The organism is Allobosea sp. NPDC055353, assembly GCF_053644975.1.
The window spans coordinates 1,263,364-1,275,374 of sequence record NZ_JBSHMC010000002.1; the positions used below are offsets into that span (position 1 = coordinate 1,263,364).

At 66.0% G+C, this 12,011-nt stretch carries 11 protein-coding genes; 1 reads left to right on the forward strand and 10 read right to left on the reverse strand.

From position 1 onward, the window contains the following. From urtC to ACWIEX_RS19430, 6 genes are all read right to left on the reverse strand, one after another. On the reverse strand, positions 1 to 1,140 hold the full coding sequence (gene urtC, locus ACWIEX_RS19405) for an urea ABC transporter permease subunit UrtC (protein ID WP_454034598.1): 1,140 nt from the start codon (positions 1,138 to 1,140) through the stop codon (positions 1 to 3). Then, on the reverse strand, positions 1,137 to 2,738 hold the full coding sequence (urtB, locus tag ACWIEX_RS19410) for an urea ABC transporter permease subunit UrtB (protein WP_454034599.1): 1,602 nt from the start codon (positions 2,736 to 2,738) through the stop codon (positions 1,137 to 1,139). The genes urtC and urtB overlap by 4 nt, the downstream gene beginning before the upstream one ends. Before the next feature lie 108 nt (positions 2,739 to 2,846). Next, entirely contained in the window at positions 2,847 to 4,148 is a 1,302-nt protein-coding gene (gene urtA / locus ACWIEX_RS19415) for an urea ABC transporter substrate-binding protein (RefSeq protein ID WP_454034600.1), read from the reverse strand. A gap of 469 nt (positions 4,149 to 4,617) precedes the next feature. Beyond that, positions 4,618 to 5,652, reverse strand: coding sequence for an amino acid ABC transporter substrate-binding protein (locus ACWIEX_RS19420; RefSeq protein ID WP_454034601.1), 1,035 nt, complete (start codon positions 5,650 to 5,652; stop codon positions 4,618 to 4,620). Positions 5,653 to 5,693: 41 nt separating this feature from the next. Continuing rightward, complete coding sequence (locus tag ACWIEX_RS19425; RefSeq protein ID WP_454034602.1) at positions 5,694 to 6,332, reverse strand: L,D-transpeptidase; 639 nt, start codon at positions 6,330 to 6,332, stop codon at positions 5,694 to 5,696. Positions 6,333 to 6,346: 14 nt separating this feature from the next. Beyond that, positions 6,347 to 6,742, reverse strand: coding sequence for a hypothetical protein (locus ACWIEX_RS19430; protein ID WP_454034603.1), 396 nt, complete (start codon positions 6,740 to 6,742; stop codon positions 6,347 to 6,349). A gap of 250 nt (positions 6,743 to 6,992) precedes the next feature. Between ACWIEX_RS19430 and ACWIEX_RS19435 the strand changes: the two genes are divergently transcribed. Next, on the forward strand, positions 6,993 to 8,147 hold the full coding sequence (locus tag ACWIEX_RS19435; protein WP_454034604.1) for a LysR family transcriptional regulator: 1,155 nt from the start codon (positions 6,993 to 6,995) through the stop codon (positions 8,145 to 8,147). Between the two features lie 13 nt (positions 8,148 to 8,160). Here ACWIEX_RS19435 and cuyB read toward each other — a convergent pair whose 3' ends face one another. From cuyB to ACWIEX_RS19455, 4 genes are all read right to left on the reverse strand, one after another. After that, positions 8,161 to 8,877, reverse strand: coding sequence for a cysteate racemase (gene cuyB / locus ACWIEX_RS19440; RefSeq protein ID WP_454034605.1), 717 nt, complete (start codon positions 8,875 to 8,877; stop codon positions 8,161 to 8,163). Next, complete coding sequence (gene cuyA, locus ACWIEX_RS19445; protein ID WP_454034606.1) at positions 8,870 to 9,874, reverse strand: D-cysteate sulfo-lyase; 1,005 nt, start codon at positions 9,872 to 9,874, stop codon at positions 8,870 to 8,872. The genes cuyB and cuyA overlap by 8 nt, the downstream gene beginning before the upstream one ends. Positions 9,875 to 10,086: 212 nt before the next feature. Continuing rightward, on the reverse strand, positions 10,087 to 10,764 hold the full coding sequence (locus tag ACWIEX_RS19450) for an ABC transporter ATP-binding protein (protein ID WP_454034607.1): 678 nt from the start codon (positions 10,762 to 10,764) through the stop codon (positions 10,087 to 10,089). Continuing rightward, a complete protein-coding gene (locus ACWIEX_RS19455; protein ID WP_454034608.1) occupies positions 10,761 to 12,008 on the reverse strand; it encodes an ABC transporter permease in 1,248 nt (415 codons plus the stop codon). The genes ACWIEX_RS19450 and ACWIEX_RS19455 overlap by 4 nt, the downstream gene beginning before the upstream one ends. Between the last annotated feature and the right edge of the window lie 3 nt (positions 12,009 to 12,011).

Below are 12,011 nucleotides of genomic sequence, written 5' to 3' on the forward strand. Positions count from 1 at the left end.
TCACTCCGCCGGGGCCGGCTCGGCGGCCGGGGTGCTATCGGGCTTGCGGCGGCGCGCCCAGAGCGCCTCGGCCGTGCCCAGAATGCCCTTGGGCAGGAAGAGCGTGACGACGACGAAAAGCCCGCCGAGCGCGAAGAGCCAGTAGGGCGCCATGAAGCCGGAGGTGAACAGCGTCTTGGCCCAATTGACCACGACGGCACCGAGCGCCGCGCCGACCAGCGTGCCGCGCCCGCCGACCGCGACCCAGATCACGGTCTCGATCGAATTGGCCGGGGCGAATTCGCTGGGGTTGATGATGCCGACCTGCGGCACGTAAAGCGCTCCGGCGACGCCGGCCATGCAGGCCGAGACGGTGAAGACGAAGAGCTTGAAGCGGTCGACCCGGTAGCCGAGGAAGCGCGTGCGGGATTCGGCGTCGCGGATCGCGATCACGACCTTGCCGAGCTTCGAGACGACGATGCCGCGCGCGATCAGGAAGCCGGCCGCCAGCATCACGCAGGTCATCGAGAACAGCGCCGCGCGCGTCGTCTGCGCCTGGATGTTGAAACCGAGGATGTCCTTGAAATCGGTCAGGCCATTGTTACCGCCGAAGCCCATGTCGTTGCGGAAGAAGGCGAGCAGCAGCGCATAGGTCAGCGCCTGGGTAATGATCGAGAGATAGACGCCGGTGACGCGCGAGCGGAAGGCGAACCAGCCAAAGACGAAGGCAAGCAGGCCGGGCACCGCCAGCACCATCAGCATGGCGAAGGGGAAGGAGGAGAAGCCCCACCAGTACCAGGGCAATTCCTGCCAGTTCAGGAAGACCATGAAGTCGGGCAGGATCGGATTGCCGTAGACGCCGCGCGAACCGATCTGGCGCATCAGGTAGAGCCCCATGGCATAGCCGCCGAGCGCGAAGAAGGCGCCGTGGCCGAGGCTCAGGATGCCGCAATAGCCCCAGACGAGGTCGAGCGAGACCGCGAGCAGCGCGTAGCAGAGATATTTGCCCCAGAGCGACATCGTCGAGGTCGAGACATGGAAAGGCGAGGACGCCGGCAGCAGCAGGTTCGACAGGGGGACCAGCACGGCCAGGCCCAGCAGAATCGCGAGGAAGATGCCGCCGCGCTTGTCCATGTTCTGGAGGAGGAAGCGGGTGATCATGCTTCCACCGCCCGGCCCTTGAGCGCGAACAGGCCGCGCGGGCGCTTCTGGATGAAGAGGATGATGCAGACGAGCAGCGCGATCTTGCCGAGCACGGCGCCGGCATAGGGTTCGAGCAGCTTGTTGGCGACGCCGAGCGTCATGGCGCCGACGAGCGTGCCCCACAGATTGCCGACGCCGCCGAAGACCACGACCATGAACGAGTCGATGATGTAGCTCTGGCCGAGATTGGGGCTGACATTGTCGATCTGCGAGAGCGCGACGCCGGCCAGCCCCGCGACGCCCGAGCCCAACCCGAAGGTCAGCGCGTCGATGCGGCCGGTGCGGATGCCCATGGCCGAGGCCATGCGCCGGTTCTGGGTGACCGCGCGCATCTGCAGACCCATCGGCGTGAGCTTGAGGATGGCGAGCAGCGCGGCGAAAACCAAAGCCGCGAAGACGATGATCCAGAGCCGGTTATAGGTGATCGCCAGGCCGCCAAGCTCGAAGGCACCCGACATGAAAGAGGGCGCACCGACCTCGCGATTGGTCGGGCCGAAGGCGGTGCGCACCGCCTGCTGCAGGATCAGGCTGATGCCCCAGGTCGCGAGCAGCGTCTCCAGCGGGCGCCCGTAGAGGAAGCGGATGACGCCGCGCTCGATCGCGATCCCGACCGCACCCGCAACGACGAAGGCGGCCGGCAGTGCAATGGCGAGCGACCAGTCGAACAGCCAGGGCGCATTCGTGCGGATCAGCTCTTGCACCACGAAGGTCGTGTAGGCGCCGAGCATGACCATCTCGCCATGGGCCATGTTGATGACGCCCATCACACCGAAGGTGATGGCAAGGCCGATGGCGGCGAGCAGCAGGACCGAGCCGAGCGAGAGCCCATACCAGAGGTTCTGCGCAGCAGCCCAGAGCTTCAGCCGGCCTTCGATGGCGGTGATCGCCTTGACCTGCGCTTCCTTGAGGGCCGGCGTCGCATCGCCCGGCAGGGCGCGCAGCGTCGCCAGGGCGTCCCGATCGCCACGCTCGCGCAAGACCTCGATCGCCGCGAACCGATCCAGAGATTGCGTGTCGGGCTTGGCGATGAGGATCGCGGCCTGGGCCTGACGCAAGGCGGCAAGCGCGCGCGGATCGGTTTCCTTGCCGATTGCGGCTTCGACGATCGGCAGCAGGCCGGCATCGCGCGACTTGAAGACCGCTTCGGCCGCCGCCGCGCGCTTCGCGGGATCGGGACTGAGCAGGCCGAGACCGCCGAGCGCGGCCTGGATCGCACGGCGCACGGCATTATTGAGGCGGACGGGCTTCACATCGGCGGGGGCGGCTGCGAGCACGGAGCCCGTCTTCGCATCGACGAAGCTGCCGGCAGCCGTCTTGACGGCAACGCCACCGGGACCTGCGAGCAGGCGGCCATCACTCAGCGCCTCGACGATCAGCGCCGCATTCGGATGGGCCGTGGAAACGAGAATCTCGATCGCGCGGGCGGTATCCGAATAGCTGTCGGCGGCAAGCCGCGTGAAGGCGTCGTCGGCGGTCTGCGCGAAGGACGCGACCGAAGCCGCGACCAGCGCGACCAGGATGACGAGTCCATGCTTCAGGCGGTGCAAAATCGGCATCGATCCGGTTCGCATTGCGGCTGGTAGTTGCTCGGAAAAGCCATGTCGCAGCGTGGCGAATGGAGGGCGGCCGGGATCTTTCCCGTGCCGCCCTCCCCCCTCATGATCTCACGCGCCGCCGCCACCGCACTTGCCGGTCTTGACGTTGAAGTTGCCGCATTTCTTCTCGACCCAGTCGCCGATCAGGTCCTTGGAACCGTCGAGTTCCTTCGACCAGGCATCGCCAGGGACGAGCCCTGCGGTCTTCCAAACCACGTCGAACTGGCCGTCATCCTTGATCTCGCCGATGAAGACCGGCTTGGTGATGTGGTGGTTCGGCAGCATCTTCGAGATGCCGCCGGTCAGGTTCGGCGCCTCGATGCCGGGCAGCGCGTCGATGACCTTGTCCGGATCGGTGGTCCCGGCCTTCTCGACCGCCTTCACCCACATGGCGAAGCCGACCACATGGGCTTCCATCGGGTCGTTGGTGACGCGCTTCGGGTTCTTGGTGAAGGCCTGCCACTGCTTGATGAAGGCGTCGTTCTCCGGCGTCTTGATCGACTGGAAATAGTTCCAGGCGGCGAGATGGCCGACGAGCGGCTTGGTGTCGATGCCGGCGAGTTCCTCCTCGCCCACCGAGAAGGCCACGACCGGAATGTCGGTCGCCTTGATGCCCTGGTTGCCGAGCTCCTTGTAGAACGGCACGTTGGCATCGCCGTTGATGGTCGAGACCACGGCGGTCTTCTTGCCGGCCGAGCCGAACTTCTTGATGTCGGAGACGATGGTCTGCCAGTCGGAATGGCCGAAGGGCGTGTAGTTGATCAAGATGTCCTCGGGCTTCACGCCCTTGGACTTGAGATAGGCCTCGAGGATCTTGTTGGTCGTGCGCGGATAGACATAGTCCGTGCCGGCCAGCACCCAGCGCTCGACCTTTTCCTCCTTGGCGAGATAGTCGACGGCTGGGATGGCCTGCTGGTTCGGCGCGGCGCCCGTATAGAACACGTTGCGCTCGCTCTCCTCGCCCTCGTACTGGACGGGGTAGAACAGGATGTTGTTGAGCTCCTTGAAGACCGGCAGCACCGATTTGCGCGACACCGAGGTCCAGCAGCCGAAGGTGGCCGCGACCTTGTCCTTGGTGATCAGCTCGCGCGCCTTCTCGGCGAAGAGCGGCCAGTTCGAGGCGGGATCGACGACGACGGCTTCGAGCTTCTTGCCGAGCAGGCCGCCCTTCTTGTTCTGCTCCTCGATGAGCATGAGCATGACGTCCTTCAGCGTCGTCTCGGAGATCGCCATCGTGCCCGACAGCGAGTGAAGGATACCGACCTTGATGGTGTCCTGCTGCGCCGCCGCCGGCAGCCAGGACGATCCGAGGAAAGCGGCACCGGCCAGAGCGGTGCCGAGGAATTCGCGACGGTTGCTGTTCACGGCCATCTCCCCGAAGGATTGCTGGCGGCGCCCCCTCGACGCCGACGGGCCGCACGACCCGTGAGCCGAAGCTTCGCAAGCGATGTGCCAACCTGCTGCAGAGCCCGTTCGCCGCGGCACGGCAGCCCTTTTTGACAGAGCGCGATGGGCCATCGAGAGCCGGAGGCGAAGCGCAAGTCGCGTTGAATGGCCAAGATTTGCTTATTTATTAAGCAAATCTGGTTGATTGAATTGCATTGATGTCAATTTAGGCAGAGGCTTGGCGAGACGAAGCCGCGCGGACTATCGTCATCATCGTCGTCATCCCGTCGGCTGTGCAGGGTGTCAGGGATGCCGGGATGAAGAGCGGCGCCGAACCCGCAGCGGCGATCGTGCGGCGCCGCGCAGGACTTGGGGAGGCCTGCCCGCAGCCTGCGTGCGCACGGCGCCGCAGCCTGCAAGACAGGAAGATTTCCCGATGGCTGCGGCCTGCGCCCTATCGCAGCGGCGGCGCGTAGAGGACGCCGCCCATGCTCCAGAGCTGGTTGAGGCCACGCGGGATGCCGAGCTTCGAGCCGGTCCCGAGGTTGCGTTCGTAGATCTCGGCATAGTTTCCGCCCGCCTTGACGGCGCGGATCGCCCAGTCCGCATCGAGGCCAAGCGCCTTGCCGAAACCGCCCTCCGCTCCGGTGAAGCGCCGAACGTCCGGCTTCGTGGATTTCAGGGCCTCGTCGAGATTTGCACCGGAGATCCCGAGCTCCTCGGCATTGACCAGCGCGAAATTCACCCATTTCACCAGCGTGAACCAGGGGAAGTCGTCGCTGCGCACGACCGGTCCGAGCGGTTCCTTCGAGATCACGTCCGGCAGCACGATCGCCTCGGCCGGCTTGGCGAGCCTGAGCCGCTCGCCATGCAGCGCCGACTGGTCGCGGGTCAGGACGTCGCACTGTCCGCCCTCGAAGGCGGCGAAGGCTTCCGCGGCGCTCGGATAGACCTTTTCCTCGTAGGTCATGGAATTGGCCCTGAAGAAATCGGCGAGATTGAGCTGCGTCGTGGTGCCGGCCTCGACGCAGATCTTCGCCTTGTCGAGCGACAGCGCCGTATCGACCTTGAGCGCACGCTTCGCCAGGAAGCCCTGGCCGTCGTGATAGGTAATGCCGGCGAAGGCCAGGCCGAGTTCGGCCTCGCGACCGAGCGTCCAGCTCGAGTTGCGCGCCAGCAGATCGACCTTGCCACCCTTCAGTGCCTCGAAGCGTTGGCTCGCCGACAGCGGCGTGAAGCCGACCTTGTTCGCGTCGCCGAGCACGACGGCCGCGACGGCACGGCAAAAATCGACATCGAAGCCGCGCCAGTTGCCCTGGGCGTCCTTCTCCGAGAAGCCGGTCACCCCCTCGCTGACGCCGCATTGCAGCGCACCGCGCTGCTTCACCGTGTCGAGCGTGCCGGCGGCTGCCGGCAGGGCGAAGCCCGCGAAGGCAGTAAAGGCAGCAAGGCTGAGGCCGCTGCGGCGAATCCAGGACGTCTTGGACATGTCTGTCCGTTCCTTCTTCAATTCGGAGGAGGCGGGGTGGGTCACAGCGTCGCCTTGTGGCGGATGACGACCTTGGTCCCGACCGGGACGCGGTCGTAGAGATCGGCGATGTCGCCGTTGGCCAGCCGGAAACAGCCGGACGAGATCGCCTGGCCGATCGTCTCCGGCTGGTTGGTGCCGTGGATGCGGAAGACGGTCGAGCCCAGATAGAGCGCGCGCGCACCCATCGGATTGCCGGGTCCGCCGGCCATGAAACGCGGCAGATAGGGCTGGCGCTGCAGCATTTCCGGCGGCGGACGCCAGTCCGGCCACTCGGCCTTGCGGCTGACCTTGACCTGGCCGGACCAGGTGAAGCCCTCGCGCCCGACCCCGATGCCGTAGCGCAGGGCGCGGCCATTGCCCTGCACCACATAGAGGAAACGCTCCGCCGAATGGATCACGACAGTGCCCGGCGCCTCGCTCGAGCGGAACAGCACCATCTGGCGGGCATAGGGCCCGTCGGTGATGGTGGCTTCCTCGGTCGAGACACGGCCCGGCTCGTCGCCGATCTCCATCGTCTCCTGGATCGCCGCCGGCGGACGCGGCTGCGCCGACGTGGCGCCCGACAGGGCGAGAAGCGAGGCCAGTCCGAAGCCGGACACGAGCAGGCCGCGCAGGGTGGTGTGGATGGTGATGCTCATCTCATCGCCTCCGCTCAGCCGCACCGGCTGTAGATGAAGGTGCCGTAGCGCGCATGCGCATCGGGATCGACGAAGCGCATCACCAGTTCCTTCGGCTTCACCGAGAGCAGTTCGCGATCCTGCGGGTCGCCGGCCGGGGCCTCGAAGCCGAGATAGGTCCTGCCGCCGGAGCCGGCCTTCAAGCGAAGCTCATAGGGCTTCGGATCGTCGGCGACATGCATCATCACACCGTCGCCGGGGCCTTTCGTGATCGTGTAGGGCTGCTTGCATTGCGCCCGCGCCTCCGCCTCGGTCCGCTTGCGGTCCTTCTCCGTATGGAAGGACGCGATGCCCCAGCGCCCGACCAGGGCATCGCGCGAGACCCCTGCCGGGGCAGGCGCCCGCGCCGCTGGCGCGTCTGACGACGACATGCTCGCGCCACCGCCACAACCCGCGAGGGCCAGAGGCAGGAGACCGCAAGCCAATGCGGAGAGGGGAAAGCGCTTCGTGTTGCGAGGGGTGCCGGCTCTCGGTGTCATCGTCTCTCCTTGCCAGGCTGACGTGGTCGATACGGGTCGCGGAGCGGTGGAGATCGGACTCCGCACGATTGATCCCGGGCTCACGATACGATCGGGCGTGCCCATGAAGAGGGCATAGGATGTCCGGGCAGCACAAGTGCAAATGCGGCCAACCCGATCGGCGTGGCGGAGATCGCCGGCTGGCGGCGGCGGACAAGAGCACCTGACGGAGGGTGAAATCATCGACATTGCCGCGGCGCCGATCACGGGAAACACCGGCGGGCCGAAGCCTTGCGCATTGCATTCGCGGCCTCATCACGCTGATGCCGTCCGGGAAAACAGCGCCAGAGCAAATTCAAAGAACGGCGTATACAATGCGCAAAACGCATACAGGAGCTTGGCGATGGAGCTGGGATGGTTGGAGGATTTCCTGGCGCTGCGCGAGCTCGGCAGCTTCACTGCCGCGGCCGAGCGCCGTAACATCAGCCAGTCGGCATTCTCGCGACGCATCCAGTCGCTCGAGGATTGGCTTGGCGTGACCCTGATCGACAGAAGCGTCAGGCCGCACCGCTTCACGCCCGTCGCGACGGAAAACTACGGCGATTTCCAGCGCACCCTCAACCAGCTCTACGAATTGCGCAGCCAGTTGCGCGGCGAGCAGACGCGGAGTTCACGCCTGACGGTCGCCATCCAGCATTCGCTGGCATTTTCGATCTTTCCGCGTTTCGTCGAGATCCTGCGGCAGCAGGGCTATCAGCCGGCCTATCACCTGAATTGCGCCAACCGGGCCGAATGCGTTGAAATGGCGATCCGCGGCGAGGTCGACCTGATGATCTGCTACGAGCTCAACCCATCGATCGAGCCGATCGGCTCGACGACAGCGATGCGCGTCGCGAGCGCACAGGACGACATGATACTGGTCGGCCCGGCCGCGCTGGTGCCAGGCGAAGGGCAGGTCATGCCGCTCCTGACCTATCCCCAGCGCAGCTTCTTCGGCGAGGTCATCTGGCAGGAGGTCATGCCGCGGCTGATCCAGCGCTACCGCTGCGAGACGATCTGCGTGAATTCGCTCAGCAGCGCGCTGCGCGAGATGCTGCTGGCAGGGCTGGGTTTCGCCTGGCTGCCGCGCAGCCTCGTGCTCGACGACTTGGAAAGGCGGCAGATTGTCCAGATCGACGAAGCGACGCTGTTTCACCCGATGGGCGTGGCGATCTATGCCTGCCCTCAGGATTCAAACGCGCTGACGCCACGCGTCCTGGATCACCTGCGTTCCGTCGACCTGCAGGCGCTGATCGACCGGCGGGGCGCGGAGCGATAGACGAACGTCGCGGCTATCGCCCCTTCGCCCGGGCGACGATTTCCTCGGCAAGCACGTCCATCGCATCGAGCACGGGCACTGTTCCGGCGATGGCATCCGCCATGATCGACAGTTCCGTGCAGGCGACAAGGATGATCCCGGCGCCGCCTTGCACGAGCTGCTCCGCGATAGCCGCGAGCGCTCCACGCCGCGCAGCCCCGGTGTCGCCGGTCTTGACGGCGCGTATCAACGCCATGACCTCGTCCTGACGCTCGGGCGCGAGGATCGGCAGGCCGTGATCGGCGAAGGCCTGCTCGTAGAGGCCGATCTTGAAGACGGCGGTCGAGGCTAGCAGGCCGACCTGCGTACCAGCCGGGACCATCCCAGCGATACGCTCCACCGTCAGTGCGATCATGTTCAGGAACGGCAGCGGCACGGCTTCGACAATGCCGCCAGCGTAGTAATGCGCGGTGTTGCAGGGCATCGCGAGCATCGTCGCGCCGCCGGCTGCCAGGCCCTTGGCCATGCGAACCAGTTCCGGAAGCGGGCTCGGCCCCGTTCCCACGATCAGCGCGGCGATGCGCGAGGGCACCGCCGGGTTGTTATCGACGAGCATGCGGATATGGTCGGCGTCGTCCTGGGCGGGGGTCGCCGCGATGACGCGCCGCATCAGGTCCACCGTCGCTTCGGGCCCCATCCCGCCGAGAATGCCCACGACGGGCCGTAGCCCCGGCCGGGGCGCCTCAGCCATTGGTCAGGAATTCCCGCGGATAGGCGGTGAGGCCGATCTGGCCCCCGGTATGAAGGAAGACGACCGTCTCGCCCTTGCGGAACCGCCCGTTCCGGACAAGGTCGATCAATCCGGCCATGCCCTTTCCGGAATAGACCGGATCGAGCAGGATGGCGTCGAGTTCGGCCAGCATGCGGATCGCCTCGATCGTGCTCGGCGCCGGGAGGCCGTAGCCTTCGCCGACATAGTCGCAATTCGCCACGACATGCTCGCGCTTGACGGCATCGGGCATCCCGAGAAGCTGGGCCGTGGCGCGGGCCAGCTTGAAGACATTGTCCTCCTGCTTGTCCTTCGGCGCCCGCACGCCGATGCCGAGCAGCTTGATGTCGCTGTGGACGCCGGCGAGCCCGGTGACCAGGCCGGCCTGCGTGCCGGCACTGCCTGTCGCATGGACGAGGTGATCGATCTTGAGGCTGGCCGTGTTGGCCTGCATCACCAGTTCCAGCGCCGCATTGACGTAGCCGAGCGCACCGGTCGGATTGGACCCCCCGCCGGGAATGGCATAGACCTTGCGGCCGGAAGCGGTGAGCTTTTCGCCGAGCTTCGCCAGCTCGCCGTTCATGTCCGGATTCGGCCCGCAGCGCTCGATGACGGCGCCGTGGAGAACGTCGAGCAGCACATTGGCGTTCTGCGTATAGTCGAAATCCGTCTTGCCGGTGCGGTCCTCCAGCAACACATGACAGGCCATGCCGAGCCTGGCCGCCGCAGCAGCCGTCTGGCGCGCGTGGTTGGACTGGGTCGCACCCTGGGTAATGACGGTATCGGCACCCTCGGCCTGGGCCGCAGCCATCAGGTATTCGAGTTTGCGGGTTTTGTTGCCGCCGGTCGAAAGGCCCGTGCAATCGTCGCGCTTGATCCAGATCTCCGGGCCGTTGAGCACCCGCGTCAGGTTGTCGAGACGCTCCAGGGGAGTGGGCAAATGGGCGAGCGAGACGCGAGGAAAGCGGGCAAGATTCATCGAGAGGACCACCTTGTTGTTCTCGGGTATTTCTAGCGCCAGCAGCGTTCGGCCGTCCAATGCAAAGGCAGGGATCAGGAAAGAACTATATGCAAATTTTGCATGAGAAATTCGACGCCTCGGGCTTCCAGACCTGCGCATCATGGCTTTCGGCACATGCCGTGAAGGTGCGTGCGAAGAGAGCCACCATGCGATAGCGTCCAGGTCAGACCTCAGCTCTTGCACAGCCGCCCGTCGACAAGATGAATGCGGCGGCTCGCCTTGGCCGCCATCTCGACATCATGGGTGACGGCGACGACGGTCTTGCCACGCTCGCGCACCAGAGCATTCAGAATCGCGAAGACCTGCTCGGAATTCTTGCTGTCGAGGCTGCCTGTGGGCTCGTCGGCCAGGATGAGCGGTGGGTCGTTGGCGAGTGCGCGGGCCACGGCGACACGTTGGCGCTGGCCGCCCGAGAGCTGGTCAGGCCGCTTGTCGAGATGGTCGGCGAGGCCGAGCGCGTCGAGGAGTTCCGTCGAGCGCTCGCGCATCGCGGCAGCGCCGAGCTTGCCGAGCCGGCGCATCGGGATCTCGACATTCTCGCGCACGGTGAACTCCGGCAGCAGGAAATGGAATTGGAAGACGAAGCCGAGCGTCGCCAACCGGATGCCGGCGCGGGCCCGCTCGCTGAGCCCTTCGGTATCGCGGCCCTCGATCACGAGCGAGCCGCGGGTCGGCCTGTCGAGCAGTCCAAGCAGATAAAGCAGCGAGGACTTGCCTGAGCCGGAAGGGCCTGTGATCGCGACAAACTCGCCCGCGCCGATCGCCAGTCCGATATCCTCGACCAGCGTCACCGGCACGGCCGCCGGGAGCACGCGGGTGAGCCCCCTCGTTTCGATCAGCGGGCTCATGTCGCGCCCCGGATGATGTCGACCGGGTTGAGCCGGGCCGCCTGTCGCGCCGGCAGGTATCCAGCGATGCCGGCCGAGACCAAAGCGAAACCGGCGGCAACCAGATAGTGCCAGATGCTCCAGGCCAGCGGCAGGCGGGTGATTTCCTGCGTCACGGCGGCGCCCGACAGTTCGAAGCGGATCAGGGAGAGCGCAACGCAGAGGCCGAAGCCGACCGCCCAGCCCGCCAGAGAGCCGGCTGCGCCAAGCGCCAGCCCCTCCAGCAGAAAGAGGCGGCGCATATCGGTCTCCGTGAAGCCGAGCGACTTCAGGATGGCGATGTCGCGCGCCTTCTCATGGGTGATGGTCGAGATGATGTTGAAGATGCCGAAGCCGGCAACGAGCAGGATCGCGCCGACCACGGTGTACATGATGACATTGCGGATCACGAAGGCTTCAAGCAGCGACTCGTTCGCCTCCTGCCAGGCGACCGCCTTGTAGCCTAGCTGCGCTTCCGCCCGCTGCGCCGCCTGCGGCGCGGCGTTGGGATCGTCGAGCTTCAATCTGATCTCGTTGATCGCGTTCGGGCGCTCGCTCAGGGTCTGGGCGTTTTTGAGCAGGACGTAGCCTTCGCCCTCGTCGCGGGCGGTGGTGCCAGTGTGGAACAGGCCGACGATCTTGAAAGCGCGGCTCTGGCCGGTCGAGGAGATGACCGTCACCGTGGTGCCGAGCTCGGCGCCGAGGCGTTGCGCCAGCCGGTCGCCGACGACGATATTGTTGCCGCCGGCGATCAGCGAGGTGAAGCTGCCCTGGCGGAAATCCTTGACCAGCGAGGAAACTCTCATTTCCGCCTGCGGCTCGATGCCGATGATGGCGATGCCAACATCACGCCCGGAATAACGCACCACCCCTTGCGTCTTCAGGCTGAGCGCGAGCCGCCCCGGCACCCAGGCGCGCAGCATCGCCATCGCCTCGGTCGGGTTGAGGATGCCGCGCCTGTCGTCCCTCGGCCGCAGGCCCGCGATCTGGACGGCGGCGAAAGCGTCCTGCGCCGGCTGGCGGCGGGCGTTGCGGTAGTCGTCCGTGATGTCGACATGCGGCATGGTGTCGACGAGGCGGGCGACGAAATCATCCTCGCCACCCTGCATCAGCGCAGCCATGGCGATCGAGAAGCCGACGCCGAGCGCGACGCCGATGATCGCGACCACGGTCTGCCGGCCGCGGCCACGGATATGCGTCAATGCCAGGGCAAGGATCAGGCGCATGGC